Origin of the sequence: Aeromicrobium sp. (genome assembly GCF_037719875.1) — a bacterium.
Classification (GTDB): domain Bacteria; phylum Actinomycetota; class Actinomycetes; order Propionibacteriales; family Nocardioidaceae; genus Aeromicrobium.
The window spans coordinates 93,891-120,687 of record NZ_JBBJMJ010000009.1; the positions used below are offsets into that span (position 1 = coordinate 93,891).

At 68.1% G+C, this 26,797-nt stretch carries 25 protein-coding genes; 6 read left to right on the plus strand and 19 right to left on the minus strand.

Translation table 11 applies throughout. From position 1 onward, the window contains the following. Window positions 1-13 precede the first annotated feature (13 nt). Genes WKF39_RS10490 through WKF39_RS10500 form a run of 3 tightly spaced genes read left to right on the plus strand, consistent with a single transcriptional unit; the run spans window position 14 to window position 1,495 of the window. Window positions 14-190, plus strand: coding sequence for a hypothetical protein (locus tag WKF39_RS10490; RefSeq protein ID WP_340388098.1), 177 nt, complete (start codon window positions 14-16; stop codon window positions 188-190). A 58-nt stretch (window positions 191-248) separates the two neighbouring features. Beyond that, window positions 249-941, plus strand: a complete 693-nt coding sequence (locus WKF39_RS10495; protein WP_340388100.1) for a dihydrofolate reductase family protein — start codon at window positions 249-251, stop codon at window positions 939-941. Window positions 942-988: 47 nt separating this feature from the next. After that, complete coding sequence (locus WKF39_RS10500; protein ID WP_340388102.1) at window positions 989-1,495, plus strand: DoxX family protein; 507 nt, start codon at window positions 989-991, stop codon at window positions 1,493-1,495. 2 nt (window positions 1,496-1,497) lie between these two features. Here the strand turns inward: WKF39_RS10500 and WKF39_RS10505 are convergent, their stop codons facing one another. The 3 genes from WKF39_RS10505 to WKF39_RS10515 form a co-directional block, all read right to left on the minus strand. Then, window positions 1,498-1,854, minus strand: coding sequence for a cupin domain-containing protein (locus WKF39_RS10505; RefSeq protein ID WP_340388104.1), 357 nt, complete (start codon window positions 1,852-1,854; stop codon window positions 1,498-1,500). Continuing rightward, on the minus strand, window positions 1,851-3,272 hold the full coding sequence (locus WKF39_RS10510) for an FAD-dependent oxidoreductase (RefSeq protein WP_340388106.1): 1,422 nt from the start codon (window positions 3,270-3,272) through the stop codon (window positions 1,851-1,853). The genes WKF39_RS10505 and WKF39_RS10510 overlap by 4 nt, the downstream gene beginning before the upstream one ends. A 110-nt stretch (window positions 3,273-3,382) precedes the next feature. Continuing rightward, window positions 3,383-4,141 carry an IclR family transcriptional regulator gene (locus tag WKF39_RS10515; RefSeq protein WP_340388108.1) on the minus strand — a complete coding sequence of 253 codons (759 nt, stop codon included), beginning with the start codon at window positions 4,139-4,141 and terminating at the stop codon, window positions 3,383-3,385. Between the two features lie 159 nt (window positions 4,142-4,300). On the opposite strand from WKF39_RS10515, the gene WKF39_RS10520 reads away from it, so the two are divergent. Both WKF39_RS10520 and WKF39_RS10525 read left to right on the plus strand, forming a co-directional pair. After that, window positions 4,301-5,011 carry a CoA transferase subunit A gene (locus WKF39_RS10520; RefSeq protein WP_340388110.1) on the plus strand — a complete coding sequence of 237 codons (711 nt, stop codon included), beginning with the start codon at window positions 4,301-4,303 and terminating at the stop codon, window positions 5,009-5,011. After that, entirely contained in the window at window positions 5,008-5,637 is a 630-nt protein-coding gene (locus tag WKF39_RS10525) for a CoA transferase subunit B (RefSeq protein ID WP_340388112.1), read from the plus strand. The genes WKF39_RS10520 and WKF39_RS10525 overlap by 4 nt, the downstream gene beginning before the upstream one ends. 4 nt (window positions 5,638-5,641) lie before the next feature. On the opposite strand, the gene WKF39_RS10530 is transcribed toward WKF39_RS10525, so the two are convergent. Continuing rightward, window positions 5,642-6,451, minus strand: a complete 810-nt coding sequence (locus WKF39_RS10530) for an IclR family transcriptional regulator (RefSeq protein ID WP_340388114.1) — start codon at window positions 6,449-6,451, stop codon at window positions 5,642-5,644. 104 nt (window positions 6,452-6,555) lie between these two features. Here WKF39_RS10530 and aceB point away from each other — a divergent pair, with 104 nt between their 5' ends. Continuing rightward, window positions 6,556-8,151 carry a malate synthase A gene (gene aceB, locus WKF39_RS10535; RefSeq protein WP_340388116.1) on the plus strand — a complete coding sequence of 532 codons (1,596 nt, stop codon included), beginning with the start codon at window positions 6,556-6,558 and terminating at the stop codon, window positions 8,149-8,151. Here the strand turns inward: aceB and guaD are convergent. The 15 genes from guaD to WKF39_RS10610 all read right to left on the minus strand — a co-directional run bounded on the left by guaD (window position 8,114) and on the right by WKF39_RS10610 (window position 26,530). Next, complete coding sequence (gene guaD, locus WKF39_RS10540; protein ID WP_340388118.1) at window positions 8,114-9,454, minus strand: guanine deaminase; 1,341 nt, start codon at window positions 9,452-9,454, stop codon at window positions 8,114-8,116. The genes aceB and guaD overlap by 38 nt on opposite strands. Next, window positions 9,451-10,290 (minus strand): xanthine dehydrogenase accessory protein XdhC, encoded by an 840-nt coding sequence (gene xdhC / locus WKF39_RS10545; protein ID WP_340388120.1) that lies wholly within the window; start codon window positions 10,288-10,290, stop codon window positions 9,451-9,453. The genes guaD and xdhC overlap by 4 nt, the downstream gene beginning before the upstream one ends. A gap of 9 nt (window positions 10,291-10,299) precedes the next feature. Then, window positions 10,300-12,759 (minus strand): xanthine dehydrogenase molybdopterin binding subunit, encoded by a 2,460-nt coding sequence (xdhB, locus tag WKF39_RS10550; protein WP_340388122.1) that lies wholly within the window; start codon window positions 12,757-12,759, stop codon window positions 10,300-10,302. Then, window positions 12,756-14,216, minus strand: a complete 1,461-nt coding sequence (locus WKF39_RS10555) for an FAD binding domain-containing protein (RefSeq protein ID WP_340388124.1) — start codon at window positions 14,214-14,216, stop codon at window positions 12,756-12,758. The genes xdhB and WKF39_RS10555 overlap by 4 nt, the downstream gene beginning before the upstream one ends. Before the next feature lie 129 nt (window positions 14,217-14,345). Further along, window positions 14,346-15,173 (minus strand): bifunctional allantoicase/(S)-ureidoglycine aminohydrolase, encoded by an 828-nt coding sequence (locus tag WKF39_RS10560; protein WP_340388126.1) that lies wholly within the window; start codon window positions 15,171-15,173, stop codon window positions 14,346-14,348. After that, the gene (gene allB, locus WKF39_RS10565; protein ID WP_340388128.1) at window positions 15,170-16,522 is read right to left on the minus strand and encodes an allantoinase AllB; all 1,353 of its coding nucleotides are present in this window, start codon (window positions 16,520-16,522) and stop codon (window positions 15,170-15,172) included. The genes WKF39_RS10560 and allB overlap by 4 nt, the downstream gene beginning before the upstream one ends. Further along, window positions 16,519-17,652, minus strand: coding sequence for a glycerate kinase (locus WKF39_RS10570; protein WP_340388130.1), 1,134 nt, complete (start codon window positions 17,650-17,652; stop codon window positions 16,519-16,521). The genes allB and WKF39_RS10570 overlap by 4 nt, the downstream gene beginning before the upstream one ends. 34 nt (window positions 17,653-17,686) lie before the next feature. Further along, window positions 17,687-19,465, minus strand: a complete 1,779-nt coding sequence (gene gcl / locus WKF39_RS10575) for a glyoxylate carboligase (protein ID WP_340388132.1) — start codon at window positions 19,463-19,465, stop codon at window positions 17,687-17,689. A gap of 31 nt (window positions 19,466-19,496) precedes the next feature. Continuing rightward, window positions 19,497-20,378, minus strand: coding sequence for a 2-hydroxy-3-oxopropionate reductase (locus WKF39_RS10580; RefSeq protein WP_340388134.1), 882 nt, complete (start codon window positions 20,376-20,378; stop codon window positions 19,497-19,499). Between the two features lie 26 nt (window positions 20,379-20,404). Further along, window positions 20,405-21,250, minus strand: coding sequence for a TIM barrel protein (locus WKF39_RS10585; protein WP_340388136.1), 846 nt, complete (start codon window positions 21,248-21,250; stop codon window positions 20,405-20,407). Window positions 21,251-21,365: 115 nt separating this feature from the next. Further along, window positions 21,366-21,692, minus strand: coding sequence for a hydroxyisourate hydrolase (uraH, locus tag WKF39_RS10590; RefSeq protein ID WP_340388138.1), 327 nt, complete (start codon window positions 21,690-21,692; stop codon window positions 21,366-21,368). 1 nt (window position 21,693) lies between these two features. Beyond that, the gene (gene uraD / locus WKF39_RS10595) at window positions 21,694-22,203 is read right to left on the minus strand and encodes a 2-oxo-4-hydroxy-4-carboxy-5-ureidoimidazoline decarboxylase (protein WP_340388140.1); all 510 of its coding nucleotides are present in this window, start codon (window positions 22,201-22,203) and stop codon (window positions 21,694-21,696) included. After that, window positions 22,200-24,119, minus strand: coding sequence for a 2-oxo-4-hydroxy-4-carboxy-5-ureidoimidazoline decarboxylase (gene uraD, locus WKF39_RS10600; protein ID WP_340388142.1), 1,920 nt, complete (start codon window positions 24,117-24,119; stop codon window positions 22,200-22,202). Before uraD (WKF39_RS10600) ends, uraD (WKF39_RS10595) begins: the two co-directional genes overlap by 4 nt. A 70-nt stretch (window positions 24,120-24,189) precedes the next feature. Beyond that, window positions 24,190-25,107 (minus strand): factor-independent urate hydroxylase, encoded by a 918-nt coding sequence (gene pucL, locus WKF39_RS10605; RefSeq protein ID WP_340388144.1) that lies wholly within the window; start codon window positions 25,105-25,107, stop codon window positions 24,190-24,192. Window positions 25,108-25,249: 142 nt separating this feature from the next. Further along, window positions 25,250-26,530 (minus strand): aldolase, encoded by a 1,281-nt coding sequence (locus WKF39_RS10610; protein WP_340388146.1) that lies wholly within the window; start codon window positions 26,528-26,530, stop codon window positions 25,250-25,252. Between the last annotated feature and the right edge of the window lie 267 nt (window positions 26,531-26,797).

Here is a 26,797-nt window from a genome sequence, read left to right on the forward strand (position 1 = left end):
CCTAGGAGGAACCATGACGATCGCCCCGCCAGAGCCCGATCAAGACCCGACTGCCCCCGGCGATGACGAGCCCGAGAAGGCCCCGCCCCTCCCCGACCCGGCTTTCCCCGAGGTCCTGCCCGGAGGAGACCCCGGCCCAGGCGAGTCGCCGGACGCCGAGCCCGAGACCCAGCCCGACTCCGACAGCTGACGCCCGGCGACGATGAAGTCGTGATTCTCGAGCGGCTCCTGTCTCGTAGGGTGCCGTCATGATGTCGGATGCGGCCGCGCTCGAACGCCTCTACGCCTATCCCGCCACCGACCGGCCGTGGGTGCGCAGCAACTTCGTCTCGACCCTTGACGGCGCTGCCGCAGGAACCGATGGGAGATCCGGCACCCTCGGCGGCGATGCAGACACCCGTGTGTTCGCTCTGCTGCGCTCACTCGCCGACGTCATCATCGTCGGTGCCGGCACCGCGCGCGACGAGGGATACGCCGACTTCGACGTCGACTCCGAGCTGCGGGCCCGGCTCGGGCTCGCACCCGTCCCGGCGATGGTCCTGGTCAGTCACACCCTCGACATCCCCGGGGCGCTCATCGCGCCCGGCAACGTCGTGGTCACGGCGGCCAATGCGGACCCCTCGCGGGTCGCGGCATTGCGCGAAACCGTGGAGGTCCTCGTCACGGGCGACGAGGAGATCGACTGGCCCGCGGTCCTGGCCACGCTGGCGGATCGAGGCTGGACGAGAATCCTGTGCGAGGGCGGACCCACCCTGCACGGCGAGCTCATCCGACTCGATCTGGTCGATGAGCTGTGCCTGACGGTCGCGCCGATCCTCACCGGCGGCAATGCTCCGCGGATCGCTCGCGGCCATGAGGGCGTGGACCGACCGATGGCCCTGGGTCACGCGATCGAGGCGGACGGTGGCCTCCTGACCAGATGGGTCCGAGCCCGGTCCTGAGGTCCGGTCACCCGTAGGCTGTCGGTCGTCCACGACCTAGGAGTCCCATGAACGAGCTCGACACGGCCGCACTCATCCTCCGGATCGCCCTCGGAGTCACCTTGATGGCCCATGGTTGGAATCACGGATTCGGCTCCGGCGGCCTGGCAGGGACGGCTGGCTGGTTCGAGAGCATCGGCCTGCGTCCGGCCAAGGTGCACGCGGCGATCAGCGCATACGCCGAGCTCGCCGCGGGTGCCGCGCTCGTGGTCGGCCTGCTGGTCCCCTTCGCCGCGGCGGCCGGCATCGGCATCATGACGGTGGCCTTCGTGACGGTCCACCGGCGCAACGGCTTCTTCATCTTCGGAGACGACGAGGGATATGAGTACGTCGGGGTCCTCGCGTTCGCGTTGACCGCCCTCGCGGTGCTCGGCGGTGGCGAGCTGTCTGTCGACCATGCGCTGGACCTCGACCTCGACGGCATCGCGATCGGACTCGGCGCGGCCGCCGGAGGCATCGCCGCCGCGGCCGGACTGCTCCTGACCTGCTGGCGGCCGCCGGCCAAGCCGGCCTGAGGCTACAGCAGGAAGTAGACCTTGCGCAGCGTCTCGTGGATCGTCCAGCACGTGCGCTCACCAGCGTGCAGGCGCACGAGGCTTCCGGCCTGGATCGGCACGACCGAGTCGTCCTCGAACCGGACCTCGCCCCGCCCACTGAGGACCAGGAACACCTCGTCGGCCTCGACGTCGGTGACGGTGCCCGCGGTGATCTCCCAGATGCCGATCTCGTTCTCGCGGTATGTCGCGAGGTCGATCGTGCCGACCTCCGGCATCCCCTCGACGACCTCCGGGCTCGGCACCTGCGACCGGGTCAGCGGCGTCGCCCGCACGTCATCGGCAAGCACCCGATCGCTCGGCTCCTTCGCCCGCGTCATGAGTCGAACCCCAGTCCGAGCCGGTCCAGCGTACGCAGCAGCAGGTTGCGGCGACCCTCGCGATGATCCGCGCGGTCCAGCGACCACTTCGTGGCTTCGATGCCGATCTTGGCGAGCGGCTCGGGCGGGAAGGGCAGCGGCTTCTTGCGCACCATCTCGAGCTCGGTGCGCGGCGTGGTCTCGCCCCCGAGCCGGTCGAGCATGACCTCAGCGGCGAAGCGGGTCGAGGCGACACCGAGCCCCGTGAACCCCGCCGCGTAGGCAATTCGACCGCGCCTCGCCAGTCCGTGGAAGGCGCAGAACTGGGTGGAGGTGTCGATCGCGCCGGCCCACCGGTGGCTGAAGCCCAGGCCTTCGAGCTGTGGGAAGGTCGTGAAGAAGTGGGACGCCAGACGCCGGTAGGAGTCGTCGCGGTCCTCATAGTCCGCACGCACCCGCTTGCCGGAGTGGTAGATCGCGTCGTAGCCGCCGTAGAGGATCCGGTTGTCGGCGGTCAGCCGGGAGTAGTGGAACTGGTTGGCGAGGTCGCTGAGCCCCTGCCGGTTGCCCCACCCGATGTCCGCCATCTGCGCGTCGCTGAGCGGCTCGGTCATGAGGACGTAGTCGTAGACAGGCACCGTGGACAGACGCGATCGTCTCAGCAGCGGACGGAACACGTTGGTCGCCAGCGCGACCTTCTCGGAGTGCACGACACCTCGTGCGGTGCGGACCGCGACCGGCCCGGCCCGGTGAGAGCTGAGATCCGTCACGGCGGAGTGCTCGAACACCTCGACGCCGAGCTCCGTCGCCACCCGCGCGAGCTCCTTGGCGAGGCGGCCAGGGTGGATCAGCGCGCAGTCATCGCGCTCCCAGCGTCCCGCCCGGAAGATCGGGCTGGCGATCTCGGCCTGCACGGCCTGTTCGTCCAGCCACGTGCCTGACTCCTCGTCGACGAGCCACTGGACCTGATGTGGCTCATAAGCGACTGAGAGCACCCCGGTCCGCTCGAACTGGCAGTCGATCGCAAGCTCAGAGATGTCACGCTCCATCGCGGCGAGGTTGTCGGCTCCGAGCCGCTCGAGCTCGTCGTACTGATCGGGCCAACGGGCCTGCCCGTTGGCCTCGCCATGCGTCAGGCTGGCCTCGGCGAAGCCGCCGTTGCGGCCCGATGCGGCCCAGCCGATCGTCTGGGCCTCGAGCAGCACGACTCGCGCCCCGGGGTTGCGCCGCTTGGCCAGCACCGCGGTCCAGAGGCCGCAGTATCCGCCGCCGACAACCGTGAGGTCGGCATCGCGCCTCCCGATGAGCTGGGGGTGATCGGCTGCTTCTCCCACGTCCTCGAGCCAGAAGACTCCGAGCCGAGATGCCGCAAGCGAAGCATCCACGACACCTCCGGCGGGTTGTTGGCGCTCGAACACCGTCCGGTGAGGTGTGGTCATGCTCTTTCACTCCTGCTCATGATCCCCGTACGGACGGCATGCCCGTGCGGTCAGGATCCCGGGTGAGCGTATCGCCCCCTGGATCAGGCGGAGGACCCCCTCCTGCGTCCCTAGGCGAGAAGCCGGGACAAGGCGTGGGCCTGGTCGAGGAGGCGGGCGCCGAGGCCTGGCAACCGGTCCGGACGAAATCGCGACTCGACCCCGGTGAGGCTGAGCGCCCACTCGGGGGAACCATGCCGATCGAACACCGCCGCCCCGATGCCCCAGCTCCCCTCGACCAGGAGGCCCGGGTTGACGGCAAACCCCGTCGTCCTCGTCTCGGCGATCCGCCCGCGGACCGCCGACTCCGAGTGGCTGACACCCCAGGCCGTCGTCAGATCGACCCGCTCGAAGAAGCCATCGATCTCACGATCGGAGCGATGCGCGAGGATCACCAGCCCCGCGGAAGCGACACCAAGGGGCAGCCTGATGCCCTCGTACAGCACGTGGGACCGCAGCGGGAAGCTGCCGTCCTCACGCAGCAGGCACACGGTCTGGTCGCCTCTGCGCGCTGAGAAGAATGCGCTTTCACCAGTCTCCTTGGCGAGCAGGGCAACGGTCTGTCTGGCGAGGTCCGTCACGTCATAGCGTTCAGCCGCCATGGTGCCCAGCAGATACAGCTCCGGACCGAGGAACCAGCGACCGGTCTCGCTGGAGCGTTCGGCGAGCCCTTCACCGACCAGCGAGGTCAGCAGTCGGTGCACCGTGGGGCGAGCGAGCCCGGACAACCGGGCGATGACGGTCGTGCTGGCCCCGTCCGGCTCGCACTCGCCGAGGGTTCGCAGCAAGGCACCGACCCTGGACACGACCTGCGGCCCTTGCTCCTCCATAGGTCCACGATAGCGTCCAGTGAGTGAACGCATTCGGTCCACGGGTCCGCTGCGTGAGCATTCGCGGCTTCGCCCGGCGTCGTCTCTTGACCTCGGTGAGCCGATTCGATTGACTCCCCACGTATGTCCATTGAATGGACGAACCGGAGAGGCTCGACGATGACAACCTGCACATCCCCCGACGAAGCCCTGGCCGGCCTCCTGACCGACGGCATGACCCTCGCCGTGGGCGGGTTCGGCCTGTGCGGGATCCCATCGGACCTGATTCAGGCCGTCCGGGACTCAGGGGTCCAAGGCCTGACCGTCGTGTCGAACAACATGGGAGTGGACGGCAAGGGCCTGGGCCTCCTGCTGGAGAACCATCAGGTGGTCAAGGTCGTCGCCTCCTACGTCGGGGAGAACAAGCTCTTCGCCCGCCAGTATCTCGACGGCGAGCTCGAGGTCGAGTTCAATCCGCAGGGAACTCTGGCCGAGCGACTCCGTGCCGGTGGAGCCGGAATACCCGCCTTCTACACGCGCACCGGGGTCGGCACAGCGGTCGCCGAGGGCAAGCCGACCGAGGTCTTCGACGGCACCACGTATGTCCAGGAGCGCGGCATCGTGGCCGACGTGGCCCTCGTGCACGCCCACACCGGGGACACCCGGGGCAACCTCCGCTATCGCCTGGCAGCGCGCAACTTCAATCCGGCAGTGGCAACTAGCGGCCGCGTGACGGTCGCCGAGGTCGAGAACCTCATCGATGCGATCGACCCCGAGCTCGTCCAGACTCCCGGCGTATATGTGACCCGTCTGGTCCACACCCCCGACGTGGTGAAGGACATCGAGCAACGCACGACCCGAGCCCGGCCCACCGAGGGAGCAATCGCATGACCTGGACCCGTGATGAGATGGCCGCGCTCGCGGCCCACGAGCTGGCCGATGGCGACTACGTCAATCTCGGCATCGGCATCCCCACCATGGTCGCGAACCACATACCCGATGGTGTCTCGGTGACGCTCCAGTCCGAGAACGGCATCCTCGGCATGGGCCCTTTCCCCTACAAGGGTGAGGAGGACCCCGACCTGATCAATGCCGGCAAGCAGACCGTCACGGTCAACACCGGAGCCAGCTTCTTCGACTCGGTCGAGTCATTCGCCATGATCCGCGGCGGCAAGGTCGACATCGCGATCCTCGGCGCGCTCCAGGTCGCGGCCAACGGCGACCTCGCCAACTGGGCCGTGCCCGGAGCGCTCGTCAAGGGCATGGGCGGGGCGATGGACCTGGTTGCCGGGACCAAGCGCATCGTCGTCCTCACCGACCACGTCGCCAAGGACGGCACGCCCAAGATCGTCGAGCACTGCACGCTGCCCCTCACCGGACTCGGGGTCGTCGACCGGATCATCACCGACCGGGCCGTCCTGGATGTGACACCCGAGGGGCTCACGCTCGTCGACCTTGCTCCCGGCGAATCCTTCGAGACCATCCGTGACCTCACGGGAGCCGAGCTTCGCCGCTGACGGTTCAGGTCGACGACTCGTCCGAGCTGCCCCCCGTGCGTCCGAGCTCGCGCGCAATCTCGGCGGCGGCTGCGTGGAGCACGGGCGCTGCCCGTTCGACCATCTCGTCGCCCATCCGCGGCAAGGGGCCGGAGGTCGACAGGGCCATCGGCTGGGGTGCATCGGGAACCATGACAGCGACGCATCGCACCCCGATCTCCTGCTCACCCTCGTCGATCGCATAACCGCGGGCCCGGATGTCGGCGAGCTCGGCGAGGAACTCCTGTGGCGTCGTCAAGGTGTTGGACGTGTGCCGGGACATGCCGGTCCTGCCCAGCAGCTCCACGACCTCCTGATCCGGGCGGTGGGCCAAGATGGCCTTTCCCACGGCGGTGGCGTGCGGGTGGGTGCGCTTGCCCACCTCGGTGAACATCCGCATAAAGTTGTTGGACGGTTGAACCTGGGCGACATAGACGATCTCGTCGCCGTCGAGGATCGCCAGGTTGACGGACTCACCGAGCTCGGCGACCGCATCGTTCATGGCAGGCCGAGCCCACGTGCCGATCCGCTTGGAGCTCGTGTCGGCCAGGCGCATCAGCCTCGGGCCGAGGGAGTATTGGCGCGACTGCTCCTGACGGACGTAGCCGAGGTCGACCAGGGTGCGGACCAACCGGTGGATCGTCGCCAACGGCAGATCTGCCTTTTCGGCGAGCTGGGACAGGCCGATGATGCCGCCTGCGTCAGCCATGACCTCCAGGATGGCGAACGCACGGTCCAGGGACTGCACCCCGCCGGAGTTGCGGGCCGAGGCGCCTTCCTTGGCGACCACCGTCATGACGCCAACCCGGGGATGCGCCTGAGCCGACTGGCAGGCAGGACACACCAAGTTTGATAAGTTGGTTTCCGCATAATGGAAGTCTACCGCCAAGGAGTCCCGGCGTGACCACGATTCAGCTCACCCGCGCGTCGCCCGATGGGGGCGACCTGATCCTCACTCCCGAAGCGCTCGACTTTGTCGCCGATCTGCAGGTACGTTTTGGCGCCCGCCGCGACGAGCTCCTCGAGGCCCGTCAGCGGCGCCGCGAGGAGATATCCCGCAGTGGCACGCTGGACTTCCTGCCCGAGACGGCCGAGATCCGCAGCGGTGAGTGGACGGTGTCCCCGGCGCCGGCAGACCTGCAGGACCGCCGCGTCGAGATCACCGGGCCGACCGAGCGCAAGATGGCGATCAACGCTCTCAACTCCGGAGCCAAGGTGTGGTTGGCCGATCTCGAGGATGCCAACACCCCGCACTGGGACAACGTCGTCGGCGGACAGGTCAACCTCCATGACGCCGTCCGCCGCACCATCGCGTTCACCGGCCCGGAGGGCAAGGCATATGCGCTGAGCGATCCCGAGCGGATCCCGGTCATCATCCCCCGACCCCGCGGCTGGCACCTCGATGAGGCGCACGTGCTGGTCGATGGCTCCCCCGTCGTCGGGGCCCTGCTCGACTTCGGGCTCTACTTCTTCCACAATGCCGCCGAGCTGCTGCGGCGCGGCAGCGGTCCGTACTTCTATCTGCCCAAGATGGAGTCCCATCTCGAGGCGCGGCTGTGGAACGACATCTTCACGCATGCTCAACAACGCCTGGGCATCCCCGTCGGCACGGTCCGGGCCACGGCGCTGATCGAGACCCTGCCGGCCGCCTTCGAGATGGACGAGATCCTCTACGAGCTGCGCGACCATGCAAGCGGGCTCAATGCCGGCCGCTGGGACTATCTCTTCAGCGTGATCAAGACCTTCCGCGACGCTCCTGCCGGATCGCCGGGCGACGTCGCCCTGCCCGACCGCAACGCGGTGACCATGAACGCACCCATGATGAAGGCCTACGCCGACCTGTTGGTCAAGACCTGTCACCGCCGCGGCGCGTTCGCGATGGGTGGGATGGCGGCGTTCATCCCGAGCCGGCGCGATCCTGAGGTCAATGCTGCGGCGTTCAGCAAGGTCCGCGAGGACAAGTCCCGAGAGGTCGCAGCGGGGTTCGACGGCTCCTGGGTCGCGCATCCGGATCTGGTGCCGTTGTGCGCCGAGATCTTCGACGGCGTCCTGGGCGACGCCCCCAACCAGATCGACCGGCAGCGTCCCGACGTCACGGTGGGCCCCGATGAGCTGCTCGCTCTGGGCCAGACTCCCGGAGGTCGCACCGAGGCCGGCCTTCGTACGAATGTCACGGTCGGAATCCAGTACCTTGCGGCCTGGCTGGGCGGCAACGGCGCGGCGGCGATCCACAACCTGATGGAGGACGCCGCAACCGCCGAGATATCACGCTCGCAGATCTGGCAGTGGGTGCATCGCGGCGCGCAGCTCGACAGTGGGGAAACCGTCACGCGGGACCTGGTCGATCAGATCGTCGAGCACGAGTGCGCTCAGCTGGCCGGGCTGGACCATCTCGAGACGGCACGCACGCTGTTCCTGCAGGCCGCGCTGGACGACGACTTCGTGGACTTCCTCACCCTCACGGCATACCAAGCAGTGCTGGCGGCGGAGGGCTGAGACTGTCGCGCGCACCGGCCGCCTGGACCTCGCGTCCACCGACCCACACCGCCGCGACATCTGCGGTCGTGCCGAGGGTGAAGGTCTTGGCGAGCGCCTCGTCAGGTCCACTGGCATGCCGCAGGCCGACCTCGAGTGTCGAGCCCGCCACAGGCCGTAGCCAGAGGGCATCGAACTGCTTGCCGACCTCGAAGTCACCGACCTGGTCGGCCAGCCCGAGGGCAGCGGCTCCAGCGGACGTCGCCAGGTGCAGCAGGTGCGCCGAGGTGAGCGGCAGCCCGTGCGCGCCCAGCAGCTGCTGCGTGAAGTAGGCCTGCAGGCCCTCCTTGAACAGCGAGAAGCCCGCGCCGGCGCCGACGTCCGTTCCGAGGGCGACCCGCACGCCGTGCTCGACGTGCTCACGCAGCGGGAAGAGTCCGCTGCCGAGCGATGCGTTGCTGGTCGGGCAGTGCGCGATGCTCGCGCCGCGCGCGCCGAGGAGGGCCAGCTCGCCATCGCTCGCGTGCACGTTGTGGGCGAAGACGCTGCGGTCGCCCACCAGCCCGTGCTGGTCATATGTCGCCAGATAGTCGTCGCACCCTTCGAACAGATCGCACACGGCAGCGACTTCGGAGAGGTTCTCGTTGATGTGCGACGTGAACCAGGCACCCTCGACGTCGTCGAGAAGCGCGGCGCACGAGTCGAGCATGCCCTCGGTGCACGACAGCGAGAAGCGTGGGATCACGGCATAGCGCGCCCGGCCGACCCCGTGCCAGCGCTTCGCAAGCGCCAAGCCCTCGGAGTGTGCCGCCTCAGGCGTCGTCAGCAGGTCGGGGCGAAGGATCCGGTCGCTGACGACGAGCCCGCTGGTGATCCTCAACCCGAACGCCTCGGCCTCGGTGAACAGGACATCGACGGCCGAGGCGAAGTGTGCACCGAAGACCAGAGCCGTCGTGGTGCCCGCGCCGGCCAGTCCCCCGAGGAACTCGCGGGCGACCTCGCGGGCGTAGTCGGTGTCGCTCAGACGCGCTTCCTCGGGCAGAGCGCTGCGCTCGAGCCACTCCAGGAGCGGCATGCCCAGGGCGCCGATCATCCGCACCTGCGGGAAGTGCACGTGGGTGTCGACGAATCCAGGCAGCACCAGGCCGCCACTCAGGTCGATGACGTCGTCATCGGGGTGCTCTGCGCGGATGTCTTCGTAGGACCCGCGGCGGACGATGACGCCGTCGAGCACGACAAGTCCGCCATCGGACTCGGCCCGCAGCGATGCGCCCAGGAACGGGTCCTTGGGGGTGTCCAGGAACGTACCTCTGAAGATCGTCACAGGCTGGCCTGCGAGCTCTGGGATGAACCCATCGTGGACTCCTGCTCGAGCCGTTGCAGCAGGGCCGCGGCAATACTCACCGCGATCGTCGCCGGGTCCTTGCCTGCCGGAGCTGCCAGCCCAATCGGACAGGTGATGCGGGCGACCGCGGACTCGTCGTGCCCCTCGTCGCTGAGCTTCTTGCGGAACCGGCTCCACTTGGCCCGCGAGCCGATCAGTCCGATCGAGCCGAGGTGGCTCGTGCGGAGCGCGGCATCGCACAATGCGGCGTCCTCGGCGTGGTCATGGGTCATGACCAGTATGTGAGTGCCGTGCGGCAGCTCGGCCAGCACCAGCTCGGGCAGGACGGGGACATGGTGCCGGTGGACCCGGGCGTGGGAGTCGTCGAGTGGGCTCAACGCCTGGTCGACCAGCTGCGCGGGCCGGGAGTCGATCAGGTGCAGGTCGAGGTCGTGCCGCGCCAGGATCCGCGCCAGCTCCATGCCGACATGACCGATCCCGAAGATCGCGATGGCCGGCAGCACCGGCAGGGGCTCCAGCAGCAGGCTGACCTCTCCCCCACAGCACTGCACCCCGTGCTGTCCGCGCGCCTTGTCCGACAGGCTCTCGGTCAGGGCGACAGGAGCGGTCTGCTGGCTGGACAGCATCTCCCGGGCGCGATCGATCGACATCGCCTCGAGACTGCCGCCGCCGACCGATCCCCATACGTCGTCGGCCGCCACGACCATCTTGGCGCCCGCATCGCGCGGCGCATGTCCTCGGACCTCGCTGATCGTCACGAGCACCCCCGCCTCGCGGCGGGAGCGCAAACGCTCGACGGCCTCCAACCATTGCATGGGAATCTCCTACGCCTCGCTCAACAGGACTTGTTCGACCTCGGACTCGGGCCGGCGCGGTGGCGCCTCCGGGTCTGGCAGATCGGGCTGCGCGCCCGGCTTGCCCTCGACCAGGTGGTCCGTGTCGTGACCACGGCGGGCCTCGCTCAGCGCCCACCACACTGCCTCGGGGGTCGCCGGCGACGCCAGGTCGACGGTCGTCCCGACTGGTCCGAATGCGGCTGCCGCCTCGCGCAGCGCCTCGCGGACCGAGAAGGCCAGCATCAGCGGAGGTTCACCGACCGCCTTCGAGCCGTAGACCACGCCGTCCTCATGCGCGTGCTCGAGGAGGGTCACGCGAAAGTCCGGCGGCATCTCCGAGAAGCTGGGGAGCTTGTAGGTGCTGGCGGCCTGGGTGGCGAGGCGTCCGCGGAGCGGCCCGTCGCTCTCGTCCCATCGCAGATCCTCCAGGGTCAGCCAGCCGGCGCCCTGAACATATCCACCCTCGATCTGACCGATGTCGATCAGGGGGGACAGGCTATCGCCCACGTCGTGGACGATGTCGACGCGCCGGGTCGTGTAGGCGCCGGTGAACCCGTCCACCTCGACCTCGGTCGCCGCCGCGCCATAGGCGAAGTACTTGAAGGGCGATCCACGCATCACCGAGGAGTCCCAGTGCAGCCCTTCGGTGCGGTAGTAACCGGCCGCGAACAGCTGGACCCGCTGGAAGTAGGCGGTGCGCACGACCTCGTCCCAGGCGACACCCGGACCGGAGGCTCCAATGGCCCGCGCCTCGCCGTCGACGAACCGGATGTCGGCCGCCGGCACGCCAAGACCATTCGCCGCGACCTGTTCGAGGCGGCCGCGGATCTGCTCACACGCGTTCTTGACCGCGCCGCCGTTGAGATCTGCGCCCGACGATGCCGCCGTGGCCGAGGTGTTGGGGACCTTGTCGGTGCGGGTGGGAGCCAGGCGAACCTTGGACAACGGCACGCCGAGGGTCGTCGCTGCGACCTGCAGCATCTTGGTGTGCAGCCCCTGACCCATCTCGGTGCCACCGTGGTTGATCAGGACCGAGCCGTCCTTGTAGACGTGGACCAGGGCGCCGGCCTGGTTGAAGGCCGTGAGGTTGAAGGAGATGCCGAACTTGACCGGGGTGATCGACAGTGCGCGCTTGACGTCAGGGTGCTCGGCATTGAAGGTCGCGATCTCTTCTCGACGCCGCAGCACGTCGCCGGACTCCTGCACCTGGTCCCACACGGCGGCAATCCGCTCCGGGTGACGAACCGGCTGACCGTATGGCGTGGTCTGGTCGACCCCGTCGACACTCCGGTAGAAGTTGCGACGTCGCAGCTCGAGGGCGTCGATGCCGAGCTGCGGGGCACATCGCCCGAGGATGTCCTCGATCACGATCATGCCCTGGGGTCCGCCGAAACCGCGGAACGCGGTCTGCGACGTCTTGTTGGTCCGCGCGACCCGGCCTGACACCCGGATGTGCGGTATCCAGTAGGCATTGTCGATGTGGCACAGCGCCCGGCCGAGCACCGGCTCGGACAGGTCGAGGCTCCAGCCCCCGTCTGCCGTCAGGGTCGCCTCGAGCGCCTGGATCATGCCCTCGTCGTCGAAGCCGATCCGCCACTCAGCGTGGAAGCCATGCCGCTTGCCCGACATCGTCAGGTCCTGCGTACGGTTCAGCCGCAGGCGCACGGGGCGTCCGGTCAGGATGCTGCCCAGGGACGCGATGGCCGCGAATCCGTGCGGTTGCATCTCCTTGCCGCCGAAGCCGCCGCCCATGCGCAGGCACTGCACCGTCACCTCGCTGCTGCGCAGTCCGAGCACGTGCGACACGATCTCCTGCGTCTCGGACGGGTGCTGGGTGCTGCTCTGCACGAAGACCTGGCCGCCCTCGTCGACATGGGCGAGTGCGCAGTGGGTCTCCAGATAGAAGTGCTCCTGGCCGGAGAACTCGAACTCGCCGCTGAAGACATGCGCCGCACCGTCAAGACCGCCGGCGACGTCGCCGCGCTCGACCGTCGGCTGCGCACCTTGGAACTCCTCGGCCGCGATGGCCTCCTTGACGTTGATGAGGGAGGGCAGCGGCTCGTAGTCCACCTGGACCGCGTCGGCACCCAGGCGGGCCGCCTCAAGGGTCTCGCCCAACACCCAGCACACGGCGTGCCCGAAGAAGCGCACCTCGTCGGGAAACAGTGGCTCGTCATGCTTGACGCCAGCGTCGTTGACCCCGGGCACGTCGTCGGCGGTCAGGACGCGCACGACACCCGGGACGCCGTAGGCAGGCTCGACATCCATCCCGACGATCCGGGCCTTCGCGTGCGGCGCCTGCACCGGCCACGCATGGAGGACGTCCTTGGTGCGAATCACCAGGTCGTCGGTGTAGAGAGCCTGCCCCGTGACGTGCAGAGCCGCCGACTCGTGCGGGATCGCCTTGCCGACCTCGGCGACGTCGGGTCGTTCAGACAGCCGACTCATGCCGATGCCTCCGTCCGGGTCAGCGGATTCTGCGCATGCAGCTTGAGCAGTGCCTGGCCGAGCATCGCGGCGCGAAAGGCCGCACTCGCCCGATGATCGTCCAGGGGGGTGCCCTCCCGGGCCATGACACGTGACGATGTCAACACGGTCCGGGCCGACCACGGCTGCCCGACCAGCGAAGCCTCCGTCTCGAGAGCCCGGACCGGAGTGGCGGCGACGCCACCCAGGCCGATACGGGCGCTCTGCACGACGCCCTCGGAGACGTCAAGCGCAAATCCCACCGCGACGCTGGAGATGTCGTCGAACCGGCGCTTCGCGATCTTGTGGAACCCGGTCAGCCCGGCAAGTGGACGAGGGATCCTGATCTCCCGGATCAGCTCGTCCGGCTCACGCACGCTCTGGCGATAGCCGGTGTAGTAATCCGCCAGTGGGACCGCGCGCTCCCCCGCCGTCGAGACCAGCACCAGGTGCGCATCCAGCGCCAGGAGGGCCGGCGGAGCGTCTCCGATGGGCGAACCGGTGCCGAGATTGCCCCCGAGCGTCGCCCCGTTGCGGATCAGCCGGGATGCGAACTGGGGGAACAGCTGCGCGAGCAGCGGGATCTCGCCGTCCAGGCGGCGCTCGATCTCGGTCAACGTCAGCCCGGCGCCGATCCGGATCTCATCGGATCCGATCGTGAGCTGCCGCAGCTCCGTCAGCCGGTCGATCGCGATCACGAGGGGCGCGCGAGTGCCCAGGATGTTGACCGCGACACCCCAGTCCGTGGCACCGGCGACCACGACCCCCTCGGGGCGGTCAGCCAGGATCTGCAGGGCCTCGGGCAGGGAGGCCGGGCGGACATACTCGGCCGATCCGGAGGTGATGCGGGTGGGCTGCGGGGCCGGTGGCGCCTGGTCCCGCCGACTCGCCAAGGCATCGTCGGCGTCCGGCGCGCCGAGGGCGTAGGCGGCATCCTTGATCGGGCGGTAGCCCGTGCAGCGGCACAGGTTGCCGCTCAACGCGTGCAGGTCAAAACCGTTGGCACCGTGCTCATCGGAATCGTGCTCGTCGGCGGCAGGAACGGGCGTCCGGCCGGCACGATAGAACTCGGCGGCCATGCTGCAGATGAACCCGGGCGTGCAATAGCCGCACTGCGATCCGCCGCGCACCGCCATCTCGTGCTGGACCGGGTGCAGCGAGGTGGGCGTACCCAGCCCTTCGGCCGTGACGACCTCCTGGCCGTCGAGCCCGGCCGCCGGGATGAGGCACGCGTTGATCGAGACCCACTCCGTCGTCCCGTCGCCGGTCGTGGCGGGCCGGGCCACCATGATCGCGCAGGCTCCGCACTCGCCCTCCGCGCAACCCTCCTTGGACCCCGTCAGCCGCAGGTCACGCAACCAGTCGAGGGCCGAGGTGTGCACGGGAAGCGCGCCGAATGCCTGCTTCCGGCCGTTCACTGTCGCCCCAGGTGTGCTCATGTGCGCTTGCATCTCCCTACCGTGACCCACGTCACGCAGTTCTAGTCTCCGCCCGCGACTCTACCCTCGCGACCGCGCGATCGGAACCCTTATCGGAAAAGTTTTTCCACTATTCGGGAGAGCATGACCTCAGCTGAACGGACGTCCCAGCTTCATGTGGCGGTTGACGTCCTTGTAGATCAGGTACCGGAAGGGTCCGGGGCCGCTGGCATAGCAGGCCTGCGGGCAGAACGCCCTCAGCCACAGGAAGTCACCGGCCTCCACCTCGACCCAGTCCTCGTTGAGCAGGTACATCGCCTTGCCCTCGAGGATGTAGATCCCGTGCTCCATGACATGGGTCTCGGGGAACGGGATCGTCCCGCCTGGCTGGAAGTTGACGATGTTGACGTGCATGTCGTGCCTCAGGTCTGCTGGGTCGACGAACCGGGTCGTCGACCAGGCACCGTCGGTCCCTGGCATCTCGGCCGGCTCCACCTCCCGCTCCTGGACCACGAATGCCTCCGGGAGGTCGATTCCCTCGACCCGCTCGTACGCCTTGCGCAGCCATTGGAAGATCGCCGGCTCCGTGGCGGCGTTGCGCGCCGACCAGGAGCATCCAGGCGGCAGGAAGGCATAGCTCCCCGGCTCGAGGGCGTGCTCCTGCCCATCGATCGTGAGCTGGAGCGCGCCCTCGAGCACGAAGATCACCGCTTCGGCCTCGGGGTCGGCCTCCGGACGGTCGCTGCCTCCCCCGGCCGCGACCTCCACGACGTACTGACTGAACGTCTCGGCGAAGCCCGAGAGCGGGCGGGCCAGCACCCACAGCCGGGTGTCGTCCCAGAACGGGAGGAGGCTGGCCACGATGTCGGTCATCGATCCCCGCGGCAGCACCATGTACGCCTCGTTGAAGCGTGCCCGGTCAGTCGTCAACCGTGTCTGCGGGGGAAGTCCGCCTCGCGGTGCGTAGTAGTTGCTCATCGATGCCCTCTCTGTAGGAAACGCCCGTGCGGTGTGCCAGGTGTCTCGACGGGGGTGCCGCGGAGCCAGGTCCGCCGCACGACGCCGGTGAGTCGACGGCCCGCATAGGCCGTGACCGGATTCTTGTGTTGCAGGGTGGCCGCGTCGACCACGAGCTCGGCGTCCGGAGCAAGGACGCAGAGGTCGGCGTCGGCACCGACCTCGATACGGCCCTTGTGGGTCAGCCCCACCCGGTCGGCTGGCGCGGTGGCCATCCAGCGGACCACGTCGGCGAGGTCGTGCCCGTGGGTCCGCGCCTCGGTCCACACCGCTGGCAACGAGACCTGGATCGACGCGATGCCGCCCCACGCCAGCCCGAAGTCGCCGCCGGGGGCCTGCTTGAGCTCCGGAGTGCTGGGCGAGTGGTCGGAGACGATCATGTCGATGTCCGCGGCGGCGAGGCCGGCCCACAGCTGCTCGCGGTTGTCGGCCCCTCGTATCGGCGGGCAGCACTTGAACTCGGTGGCCCCGTCAGGCACGTCCTCGGCGTCGAAGAACAGGTAGTGGGGACAGGTCTCCACCGAGAGGTCTACGCCGTCGGTCCGGGCGGCGCGCAGATCGCCGATGGCCTCGGCGCTGCTCAGGTGCAGCAGGTGCGTACGTCCGCGGGTGCGCCGGGCTTCGGCGATGACCAGGTCGATCGCGGCATTCTCGGCCGCAGGTGGACGCGAGGCGAGGAATCCGGCATACGTGGGTCCGGCAGCGCGACTGTCGTCGATGTGTCGTACGTCCTCGGCGTGCACCAGCATCAGCGCGTCGAGCCGCGCGACCTCGTCCATCGCCGCGGCGAATCCCGACGCATCCAGGGGAGGAAATTCCTCGACACCGGAGTCGATCAGGAAACACTTGAAGCCATAGACCCCGGCAGCGTGCAGTGCGGCCAGGTCGGCGGCATTGCCCGGGATTGCGCCGCCCCAGAATCCAACGTCCACCGCGATCTGGTCCCGAGCGACGTCCTGCTTGACCCGCAAGGCCTCGACGGTGGTCGTCGGAGGGATCGAGTTCAACGGCATGTCGATGATCGTGGTCACTCCGCCGGCCGCCGCGGCTCGGGTGGCGGAGGCGAAGCCCTCCCACTCCGTGCGGCCCGGCTCGTTGACGTGCACATGGGTGTCAACCAGGCCGGGCAGCAGGACCTCGTCATCGGCGAGCTCGATGCTGACTCTGGCGTTGAGAACGGCTTCGAAGGGCGCAACGGCGACGATCCGACCACCGCTCACGGCCACGGTGCAGGCGATCTCCGCGCCGCCGACCACAGCACGCCGGGCCCGGACGACCAGGTCGAGCTCGGTCGTGTCTGGAGCGGTCATGCGTCATCCTCCGTGGAGCGGTCGCGCATCCGGCCGGCGATGCGGGCGCCGATCCGCTCGAGCAACGGCCCCGGGGCGCTGAAGGACTCTCCAGCGTACGTTGATTCGTCATCCAGCGTGTATGTAGTGCCGATCCCGGCTCGTCCCAGGGTCTCTGCATCGAGCAGGCATCGCCCCGCGACCGCAATGACCGGGACCCCGGCTCGCCGCGCGGCCGCCGCGACACCCGCGGGAGCCTTGCCGTGCAAGGTCTGCACATCCAACGAGCCCTCTCCGGTGATCACCAGGTCGGCCGACTCGATGAAGTCGGCGAGCCCGGTCAGCTCCTGCACGACCTCCGCCCCGGGCCTCAGCTCGGCGCGAAACACCGACATCGCTCCGAAGCCGACCCCGCCGGCGGCACCGGCTCCGGGCGTCTGGCGCAGGTCCTGGCCCGTGGCCGCGGCAACGACATCGGCCCAGAGTGTCATCGCCGCATCGAGCTGGTCGACCAGGTCCGGGCCGGCACCCTTTTGCGGTCCGAAGACGCGAGCGGCACCAGCCGGCCCGGTCAGCGGGCTGTCGACGTCGCAGGCGACTGTGATCGTTGCCGGGCCGAGACCTGGATGCAGTCCGGACAGGTCCAGCCGGTCGACCCGTGCGAGCGCCAGACCACCCTCGCCGATCTCTTCCCCGGCCGCGTCGAGCACCCGGATGCCCAGGGCGCGAAGCATCCCCGCACCACCGTCGGTGGAGGCGCTGCCACCGATACCGAGCAGGATCTGCATGCATCCCGCGTCGAGCGCCGCGGCGATGACCTCACCGACGCCGCGGCTCGAGGCGGTCTCAGGAGCGAGGTCCCAACCCGGCAACCGCGTGAGGCCGCACACCTCCGCCATCTCGATCACGGCTTCGCTGCCGCGCCGCGCATATGACGTGTCAGCGACGACACCCGTCGGACCGGCGGCGCGGACCGGCACGCGTACGAACCCGGCTCGGTCCGACGCCTCCAGCAGCCCGTCCCCGCCGTCGGAAGCGGGGACGACCACGATCTCGACATCGGGCCGCGCCGAGCGGATCCCGACGGAGAGATGGTGCGCCACCTCGGAGGCCGACAGCGTGCCCTTGAACTTGTCGGGTGCCAGGAGCACACACGGAGCGGATGCGGTCACGAGCGGTCCGGGCTCAATCGAGGTTGGCGTAAAGAGCCGTCGGGGCGTCGTCGCCGTTCCCGGCGAGCTCCTCGAACTCGGTGATGTTGTCGATCTCGACGCCCATCGAGACATTCGTGATCCGCTCCAGGATGACCTCGACGATGATCGGCACTCGGTGCTCGACCATCATCTTCTTGGCCTGCTCGAGCGCAGGCAGGATCCCGTCCGGCTCGAACACCCGGATCGCCTTGCAACCGAGACCCTCGGCCACCTTGACGTGGTCGACTCCATATCCGGACAGCTCGGGTGAGTTGATGTTGTCGAATGCCAGCTGGACGCAGTAGTCCATCTCGAATCCACGCTGCGCCTGCCGTATCAGGCCGAGATAGGCATTGTTCACCAGGACGTGGATGTAGGGGATGTTGAACTGTGCGCCGACCGCGAGCTCCTCGATCATGAACTGGAAGTCGTAGTCTCCCGACAGCGCCACCACCGTGCCGTCCGGGTCGGCCGTCGCGACCCCCAGTGCGGCGGGCACCGTCCAGCCCAGCGGGCCGGCCTGGCCGGCATTGATCCAGTGCCGCGGGGCATAGACGTGCAGGAGCTGCGCTGCCTGGATCTGTGACAGGCCGATCGTGCTGACGTAGCGGGCCTCCTTGCCAAAGGCCCGGTTCATCTCCTCGTAAACCCGCTGAGGCTTGATCGGGACGTCGTCGAAGTGGGTCTTGCGCCACATCGTGCGCTTGCGCTCCAGGCAGTCGGCCGCCCACGACGCGCGGTCGGGCAGGTTGCCTGCGACCTTGCGCTCACGGGCCACCTCGACGAACAGCTCCAGCGCCACCTTCGCGTCAGAAGCGATGCCGAAGTCGGGCGCGAAGACCCGGCCGATCTGGGTCGGCTCGATGTCGACGTGCACGAACGTACGCCCAGCGGTGTAGGTGTCGACGCCCCCGGTGTGGCGGTTGGCCCACCGGTTGCCGATGCCGAGCACGAAGTCCGCCGCCAGCATCGTGGCGTTGCCGTAGCGGCGCGATGTCTGCAGCCCCACCATTCCAGCATTGAGATCGTGGTCGTCGGGGATCGTGCCCCAGCCCATCAGGGTCGGCACGACCGGGGTCCCGGTCAGCTCGGCGAGCTCGACCAGCAGCTCGGCCGCGTCGGCGTTGACGACGCCACCGCCGGCGACCAGCAGCGGTCGTTCGGCCGCGGCGAGCATGTCCAGCGCCCTTTCGATCTGGGCCCGGGTCGCGGCCGGCTTGTACGCCGCCAGCGGCTCGTACGTCTCGACGTCGAACTCGATCTCGGTCATCTGGACATCGATCGGCAGGTCGATCAGGACCGGCCCCGGCCGACCCGAGCGCATCAGGTGGAATGCCTGCTGGAACGTTCCGGGCACCTGTCCGGCCTCCATCACGGTGACCGCCATCTTGGTGAGCGGACCTGCGATGGAGGCAATGTCGACCGCCTGGAAGTCCTCCTTGTGCAGCTTGGCCACCGGCGCCTGACCCGTGATGCACAGGATCGGCACAGAGTCCGCGCTCGCGGAGTAGAGACCCGTGATCATGTCGGTGCCGGCCGGGCCACTGGTGCCGATGCAGACGCCGATGTTGCCTGCCGTGGCACGGGTGTAGCCCTCTGCCATGTGGGACGCGCCCTCGACGTGGCGGGCCAAGATGTGCTGCAAGCCGCCGTTGGTCTCCATCGCCTTGTAGAAGGGGTTGATCGCCGCGCCGGGGAGACCGAAGACGTGCGAGACGCCTTCCTTCTTCAAGATCTCCACGGCCGCCTGGGCCGCTGTCATCCGTGTCATGTTGTTGCTCCTGCTCTCAAGGTCGGGTGAATCAGTTGGTGGTGCCGGACAGCCGCTCGACGCCACGCAGCAGCGCGGAGTGGTCGAGACCGCCGTCGCCGTTGGCGCGGGCCGAGGCCATCAGCTGGGCCGCCACGGCACCCAGCGGCAGCACCACGCCGGCCTCGCGCGCGGCCGAGGTGACGATGCCCATGTCCTTGTGGTGCAGGTCGATGCGGAAGCCCGGGTCGAACGACCGTCCCAGCATGTTGGCCTTCTTCTGGTCCAGGACCTTCGAACCGGCCAAGCCGCCTCCGAGCACCTCGAACGCCGCCTCGGTGTCGACGCCGTATGCCTCGAGGAAGACCAGCGCTTCGGCGACCGCCTCGATGTTGACCGCGACGATCAGCTGATTGGCTGCCTTGACCGTCTGGCCGGCGCCGCTCGGACCGACGTGCACGATCGTCTTGCCGACGACGTCGAGGACGGATCGCGCCTCGTCGAAGTCGGCAGCCTCGCCGCCAACCATGATCGACAGTGCGGCGTTGCGGGCGCCGGCCTCGCCACCGGAGACGGGGGCGTCGAGCATACGGAAGCCCTTGGCCCGCGCCTGCTCGGCGAGGTCGGCGGTCACATCGGGCCGGATGCTGGAGAAGTCGATGATGAGGGTGCCCGGTTCGGCATGCGTGAAGACACCGTCGGGGCCGGTGAGCACCTGCTCGACGTCCGGCGAGTCCGGGACCATGATGGCGACGATGTCGGCCCCCTTGACCGCCTCGGGGATCGAGCCGGCGGCACGGCCGCCGGCTTCGAGCAGCGGCTGGACCCGCTCGGGATCAAGGTTGACGCCGCAGACGTCGAATCCTGCCTGCTGCAGGTGGACGGACATGGGCTGGCCCATGATGCCGAGGCCGATGAAGGCGATGCTGGTCATCTCGTGTGCTCCTTGTGGTGGGGTTGTCATCCGTGGTTGCCGCGTCGCGGCTCGGGCAGCCAGGCGAGGCTGGCCTCGGTGGTGGTCGTCGGCTTGTACTCCAGCCCGACCCACCCGTCGTAGCCCCGCGCCGCGAGGTCCGCGAGCAGTCCGTCGAGGTCGAGCTCACCCGCGCCGGGCTCACCACGGCCGGGCCAGTCGGCGATCTGCACGTGGGCGGTCACGTCGGCATGGGCGGCAATCGCCTCAGCGACGGGATCGCCGTTGTTGGCGAGGTGGAACAGGTCGCACAGGAAGCCGATGTTGGCATGCCCGTCCGCTCGGACCGCCTCCACGACCGCGACGCTGTCCGCGGCCGTACGCAGGGGGTAGGGCTTGGGACCGCTCACCGACTCGACCAGGATCGTGGACCCTATTCCCGCCGCCGCCTTGGCGGCAAGGCCCAGCTGCTCGCGGCCCAGCTCGTCCTGGACCTGCGGCGGGGTGCCCTCGACGCGGTTGCCGTAGAGCGCGTTGAAGGCCGAGACCTCCAGCTGCTCCCCGATGCCGATGGCGACATCGATGTTGTCGCGGAACTGTCCGGCCCGATCGGGGATCGACAGCACGCCACAATCGGCGCCGGCGAGGTCTCCGGCGAAGAAGTTCAGGCCGACCAGCTGGACGCCGGCATCGCGGACCGCCGCGACGAAGGCCCCGACCTCGGCATCTCCTGGCACGGGCTGGTCCGGCCACGGCCACCAGAACTCGATCGCGTCAAAGCCGGCCTGCTTGGCCGCATGCGGGCGCTCCAGCAGCGGGCGCTCGGTGAAGAGCATCGAGCAGTTCGCCAGGTAGCGAAGGCCGTGGTCCGACATGTTCGACTCACTTTCCATTCTACGGAAAATCTTTTCCATTTGTGAAGATAGTAGGTGAGTACGACGCGCGGCGTCAACATCGCTGCGCCGCCGGCGCGCGCGCCGGCTCCCGCTCCCGCGGGCGGGGTGAGGCTCAGCTGCCGCGGTAGGTCGAGTAGCCGTAGGGGTTGAGCAGGACCGGGACGTGGAAATGCCCGCCACCTGCCGGAATCGTGAAGGCGACCACGATCTCGGGGTAGAAGCACTCGCGGCCGGCGTCGGTGAAATAGGCCGCGATGTCAAAACGCAGCGCATAGTCGCCCGGCTCGAGCACCTCGGGGCCGATCGATCCGATGCGGCCGTCATCGTCGGTGGTTCCGGAGCCGAGCTCGTGCTTGCCGAGGACGGACAGCGTCACCGGGATCCCCGGCGCGGGAAGTCCCACGCTGGTGTCGAGGACGTGCGTGCTGAGTGTTCCCATGTCAGATCACCAGTTCCAGACGCAGGAGAGCAATTTCCCGCAGGTTGTCGACAGTCTCCTGCCGCTCGGTCCCCGGATCGTTGTGCAGGCGGCGCTCGAGCTCTGTCAGTATCTCCTGCGCCTCGCGCCCGGCGGCTCGGATCAGGAACACCCGGCCGAACCGGGACTCGTAGGCCCGGTTGCCCTCGATCAGCCGTGCTCCGACGTCAGGGCCGGAGGCCTCCACACCGGACTGCTCCTGGGCCGAGAACGCTGCATCGTGTCCCTGCCCGGCCCGCTCACCGATCCGCGGGTGACCCGCCAACGCCTGGTCCAGGTCCTCGTCGGTCAGCTCGCGGGCCGCGACGTCGGCCCGGGTGAGCAGCGAGCCGAGATCGGCGTACGGTCGCCCCGCCAAGACCTCGTCGACCCATCGACGGGCCCCGAGACAGCTCGTGAGCCGGGCCGCCGCCTCCTCCTGCGCCAAGGCGTTGAAGGAGGCGACGTCACCGGTCTCGTGCCGCTCGCTCATTCCATCCTCAGCCGGCGCGTCCGCGCCGAGTGGATGGGGTTGGCCGCGGCAACCAGGTCGTCGAACCGATGGTTGGCGATCTTGGCGATCTCGATCACGGCCGTCGCGCGCTCCTGCGACCTGCTGTTGAGCAGGCGGGCCCGGCCCTGCAGCAGCACCGAGTCGAACGAGTCCTGATCCCGGATCGCGGTGACCAGCGGGAAGTCGAACTGCTCACGATAGGCCGACGTGAGATCGTTCAGCTCGTCGCTCTCGGGCTCACTGAGCCAGTGCAGACCCAGCGACGACTGGTCACGCATCGAGTCCTCGCCGGTCAGACCATCGGCGACCTCGCCGGCGCCCAGATCGGGATAGGCCGCGATCAGCTCGTCGGTCTCTTCGTCGGACCCTCCGAACAACGCCTCCGGAAAGGCCTGTCGCAGATCCTGGGTGCTGGTGAATGGCCGCAGACCGTATGCCCGTTCGACCGCCCACGCAGGACCCTGGAAGAGCCCCGAGAAGGTCTCCACGAACTTCTCCTTGCTCATCTCGTTGACCTGGTCGAGCCGGACGACGCCCTTGCGCGGAGTGCCGGCCACGGCAGGGCCGAAGCTCTTGCCCACGTGGAAGAAGACCAAGTTGAGCACGATCGCCGTGATCGAGCCGAGGGTGATGCCGCTGTTGAAGATCATCTCGCTCCAGCGACCACCCGGCACGACGGTGTAAAGGGTCGGCTTGACCGTGACCAGCATCGCCAGCCCGACGCTGGTCGCGACGATGACGACATTGCGATGGTCGTTGAAGTCGACCCGACCCAGCATCTGGATCCCGACGACAGCGACGGTCGCGAACATCGCGATCGCCGCACCACCCAGGACCGAGTGGGGGATGCTCGCGGCAACCGCCCCCGCCTTGGGGATGACGCCGATGACGATCATGATCGCTCCGGCACTCGCGACGACCCACCTGCTGCGGATGCCGGTCAGCCGGACCAGGCCGACATTCTCGGCAAAGCACGTGTAGGGGAAGGAGTTGAGCACTCCGCCCAGCGTCGTGGCCAGTCCGTCTGCGCGCAGCGCGCGTGAGACATCCTCCTGGCCGACCCGCTTCTGGACGATCTCACCGGTGGCGAACACATCGCCGGTGGTCTCCACCGCGGTGATCATCATGACCACGATCATCGAGATGATGGCGGTGAACGAGAACTGCGGGATCCCGAAGAAGAACGGTGTGGTGACACCGGCCCAGTCGCTCTGACCGACGCTCTCAAAGCTCGCGTCGCCGAGGGCAAAGGCCGTGACGGTGCCGATGATCAGTCCGGCGAGCACCGCGACGGTGGCCATGAATCCGCGGAACACCCGCTGGATGATCACGATGACGGCCAGGGTCCCGAGCGCGTAGTAGAAGTCCTTGCGCGACGGGTCGGTGAAGCCGACCGCGTCGTTCGCCGCCACCGGAAGCAGGGCGATGCCGATGATCAGGATCACCGAGCCGGTCACGACCGGGGGGAAGAATCGGATCAGCTTGCCGAAGTAGGGCGCGATGAGGAAGGTGAACAGGCCGGCGACGATCACGGCGCCATAGATCGTCGTGAGGCCCTCGGTGCCGCCTCCCGCCGCAGCGCCGATCGCGATCATGGGCGAGACCGCCGTGAAGGTCACGCCTTGCAGGAGCGGCAGTCGGACGCCGACCTTCCAGAAGCCGACCGACTGGATGATCGACGCGATCCCGCAGGTGAACAGGTCGGCGTTGATCAGGTGGATCAGCTGCTCGTCGCTGAGACCGATGGCCCCCGCGAGCAGGATCGGCACGATGACCGCGCCGGCGTAGAACGCCAGGACGTGCTGGAAACCGTAGATCGCCAGCTGGGGTGCCGGCAGCACCTCATCAACCGGGTGCTTGGCGCGCTTCGGCGCCGAGGATGTGGCTTTTTTCATCATTCACCTTCTGTGGTCTCGCCTTGCGGGTGGACATGCCAACAGCGACCCCGAGGTCGGGAGTTCAGGATCAGAGGAAGCCCGGTACCCCCTGCCAGGCCAGGCCGGGCTCGGATGAGTCGTCGCGGGAGAGGGCGGCCTCGATGAGCCCGTATGGTCGGTCAGCGGCGATGAACACCTCGCCGCTGTTCTCGAGGTGGAACGGCGCCAGGTCGACCAGGAAGTGATGCTTGTTGGGCGCCGAGAACTTGATCTCCTCGACCTCGGGATGGGCCTCGAGGACGTTCTTGCCCATGACGTGCAACGTCTCCTGGAGCGCACGGCTGTGCGTCGTGGCGAAGCCGGCCAACAAGATTCGCCGAATGTCGTCATATGACGCATTCCAATCGGTGTCGCGCTCGGCCGAGGTGCCGGCGTGCCTCCACCTGGCGGTCAGCGACGTCGCCATGATGCGGTCGTCGGTCTCCTTCAGCGTCGTGTACTCGTCCTTGAGGAAGCCCTTGAACTCTGAGCCCGTCGACTTCAGGACCACGAGATCGGTGATCCCCGACACGACCCACACCTGTTGCTCGGGTCCGCGGCCGTCGACCGTGATGACCGCCGTTCGCGTCTCGGTGCCGCGGCGCACGAAGGAGTGGTCGTGACCCTCACCGTCGACGACGATGCGGTCCCAGACATATTCCTCGACCTTGATCTGCGCGCCGGCGGCTGCCGGCGCAGCATCCAGGAAGTGCGTGCCGAGGGCGATCGCGTAGTCCTCAGGAGAGGTGACGCCGTGCTCCTTGGCATAGGCGAAGGCGGTGTTCTTCTGCGTGTCGGTCGGCAGCACCTTGGCCTGGTCGCCGGTCACGTGGGCATCCTCGAAGTCCCCGCGCAACGAGCTCGAGACGTTGAGATCCCGGATCTCGTGCCTCGGAGTGTCGCGGTAGATGCGGACCACCCGGTTCTCGGCCTTCCCGTACTGGTTTGCTCCAAGCACGATGCTCATGCGTTCCACTCCTCTGGGCCGATCGGAACCTTCATCCGCTAATTCCATCTAGCGGTTTTTAGTTTCCGTATGTCGGAAGTCTTGATGTCGGGAAAGTCTAAGGTTGCCCAGCCGTTCCGTCAATGACTTCGGGTGATCCAGATCACTCAGACCGGCGGGGACGGGCCAGATCGGACAGAGTCCGGCTGTCCAGACCGGTGTCGCCCCGGACCTCGGCGGCGGAGATCGCCCCGCAATCGACTCCGCGCAGGACGAAGTCAGCCAGCGCTCGCGCCGTCGCGGGTTCGTCCATCACATTCGACTCGACCTTGCCGGTGTAGTCCTGCAGCCGTCGGGCGGCGTCGACATACCCGTCCCGATAGAAGCCGAACGTCGCCGCGAAACGAGTCGGGAGCTGCGCCGGATGCAGGTCCCAGCCCTGGTAGAAGCCGCGCTCCAGCGAGCGCTCGACGAGTCGGGCATGCAGCTCCCAGCCTCGTCGCACTGACGCCTCGTCACCGGTCGGCAGGACGTTCGTCGAGCCGTCGGACAGACGAACGCCGGTGCCGGCCGCCGCCGTCTGCATCACCAGCTTGGCGTGATCGGCAACCGGGTGCTCCATGCTCTGATGTCCCGCCGAGATCCCGCAGAACGCTGAATAGTCGTAGGTTCCGTAGTGCAGCGCCGTGACCCTGCGGTCGCCGACGTGGATCATGCGGGCCACCAAGGCCGCGCCATCCGGGCCGAGGATCGACTGCGGAGTCTCGATCTGCAGCTCGAAGCGCAGGCTCCGCGACTCGATCCCGAGGACCTGCTCGAGCCGGCCGGTCAGCTCGACCATCGCCTCGACCTGCTCGACACTGGTGATCTTGGGGAGCGTCACGACGAAGTCATCGAGTGATCCGCCCTGCTCGAGGTAGTGCGACACGAACATCGTCAGCGTCCGCACACCGCGTCGTCTGGTCGCGGCCTCGAGGCTCTTGAACCGGATGCCCCGAAACGGGGCCGCAGTGCCGCCATTGACGGCACGGGCCAGTGCAGCCGATGCCATCGTCACGTCGGCATCTTCGGCGTCGTCGCCGCGGGCTCCGTAGCCGTCCTCGAAGTCGATCCTGATGTCCTCGATCGGCTCGCTCGACAACTTGTCCCGGACCAGCTGCACGAGCTCGGGCCGTTGGGCCACCGACGAGAACACCTTGGCATGCTCGTCCATCGCTGCGAGCGCAGCGCGCCCCCAGCTCTGCGGCAGGTCGTCGCGGAACTGGTCCGCCGGGACGTACACCGTGTGAACCGGCTGCCGGTCGGGTGCGTCTCCGGGATATCCACTCGTCAGCGCCGCGTCGGCCGCTGCTAGGCGGGCATCCATGTCACCGACCAGGGAGTCGATGAATGCAAGGTCCGCTCCAGACTTCCGGGGTCCCGGGACGTCCATGTGCTCGGTCATGTGTGGCCTCCGTCATATTCGCACAACGGATGCTATCTTCCATATCGCGGAAGTCAACAGGTGCACAGGGCGGTCCGTCGAAGCTCTCGGCCGGTTCCACCACTCCCACGTCCCCGAGACCAAGCCTCCGGACTAACCGCTGCCGTCGGTTTACCACGGTCCCTAGGCAACTGTCGTCCGCCCGCGGGAGATTGTCCTCGGGAGGACGACCGTTGCCTAGGGAAGATGATCGGTTTGCTTAGGGACCGTGGTAAACCGTCAGACGGT

What these genes read in the sequence shown, in the direction of transcription:
- WKF39_RS10495 (WP_340388100.1), top strand. Translation starts at nt 249, where the DNA reads ATGATGTCGGATGCGGCCGCGCTCGAACGCCTCTACGCCTATCCCGCC.
- uraD (WP_340388142.1), bottom strand. Translation starts at nt 24,119, where the DNA reads ATGAAAAAAGCCACATCCTCGGCGCCGAAGCGCGCCAAGCACCCGGTT.
- uraD (WP_340388140.1), bottom strand. Translation starts at nt 22,203, where the DNA reads ATGAGCGAGCGGCACGAGACCGGTGACGTCGCCTCCTTCAACGCCTTG.
- WKF39_RS10490 (WP_340388098.1), top strand. Translation starts at nt 14, where the DNA reads ATGACGATCGCCCCGCCAGAGCCCGATCAAGACCCGACTGCCCCCGGC.
- gcl (WP_340388132.1), bottom strand. Translation starts at nt 19,465, where the DNA reads ATGACACGGATGACAGCGGCCCAGGCGGCCGTGGAGATCTTGAAGAAG.
- WKF39_RS10580 (WP_340388134.1), bottom strand. Translation starts at nt 20,378, where the DNA reads ATGACCAGCATCGCCTTCATCGGCCTCGGCATCATGGGCCAGCCCATG.
- uraH (WP_340388138.1), bottom strand. Translation starts at nt 21,692, where the DNA reads ATGGGAACACTCAGCACGCACGTCCTCGACACCAGCGTGGGACTTCCC.
- WKF39_RS10530 (WP_340388114.1), bottom strand. Translation starts at nt 6,451, where the DNA reads ATGACGGTGGTCGCCAAGGAAGGCGCCTCGGCCCGCAACTCCGGCGGG.
- WKF39_RS10515 (WP_340388108.1), bottom strand. Translation starts at nt 4,141, where the DNA reads ATGGAGGAGCAAGGGCCGCAGGTCGTGTCCAGGGTCGGTGCCTTGCTG.
- WKF39_RS10500 (WP_340388102.1), top strand. Translation starts at nt 989, where the DNA reads ATGAACGAGCTCGACACGGCCGCACTCATCCTCCGGATCGCCCTCGGA.
- xdhC (WP_340388120.1), bottom strand. Translation starts at nt 10,290, where the DNA reads ATGCAATGGTTGGAGGCCGTCGAGCGTTTGCGCTCCCGCCGCGAGGCG.
- WKF39_RS10610 (WP_340388146.1), bottom strand. Translation starts at nt 26,530, where the DNA reads ATGACCGAGCACATGGACGTCCCGGGACCCCGGAAGTCTGGAGCGGAC.
- WKF39_RS10585 (WP_340388136.1), bottom strand. Translation starts at nt 21,250, where the DNA reads ATGGAAAGTGAGTCGAACATGTCGGACCACGGCCTTCGCTACCTGGCG.
- WKF39_RS10505 (WP_340388104.1), bottom strand. Translation starts at nt 1,854, where the DNA reads ATGACGCGGGCGAAGGAGCCGAGCGATCGGGTGCTTGCCGATGACGTG.
- WKF39_RS10510 (WP_340388106.1), bottom strand. Translation starts at nt 3,272, where the DNA reads ATGACCACACCTCACCGGACGGTGTTCGAGCGCCAACAACCCGCCGGA.
- WKF39_RS10560 (WP_340388126.1), bottom strand. Translation starts at nt 15,173, where the DNA reads ATGAGCAACTACTACGCACCGCGAGGCGGACTTCCCCCGCAGACACGG.
- WKF39_RS10520 (WP_340388110.1), top strand. Translation starts at nt 4,301, where the DNA reads ATGACAACCTGCACATCCCCCGACGAAGCCCTGGCCGGCCTCCTGACC.
- WKF39_RS10555 (WP_340388124.1), bottom strand. Translation starts at nt 14,216, where the DNA reads ATGAGCACACCTGGGGCGACAGTGAACGGCCGGAAGCAGGCATTCGGC.
- pucL (WP_340388144.1), bottom strand. Translation starts at nt 25,107, where the DNA reads ATGAGCATCGTGCTTGGAGCAAACCAGTACGGGAAGGCCGAGAACCGG.
- allB (WP_340388128.1), bottom strand. Translation starts at nt 16,522, where the DNA reads ATGACCGCTCCAGACACGACCGAGCTCGACCTGGTCGTCCGGGCCCGG.
- WKF39_RS10525 (WP_340388112.1), top strand. Translation starts at nt 5,008, where the DNA reads ATGACCTGGACCCGTGATGAGATGGCCGCGCTCGCGGCCCACGAGCTG.
- xdhB (WP_340388122.1), bottom strand. Translation starts at nt 12,759, where the DNA reads ATGAGTCGGCTGTCTGAACGACCCGACGTCGCCGAGGTCGGCAAGGCG.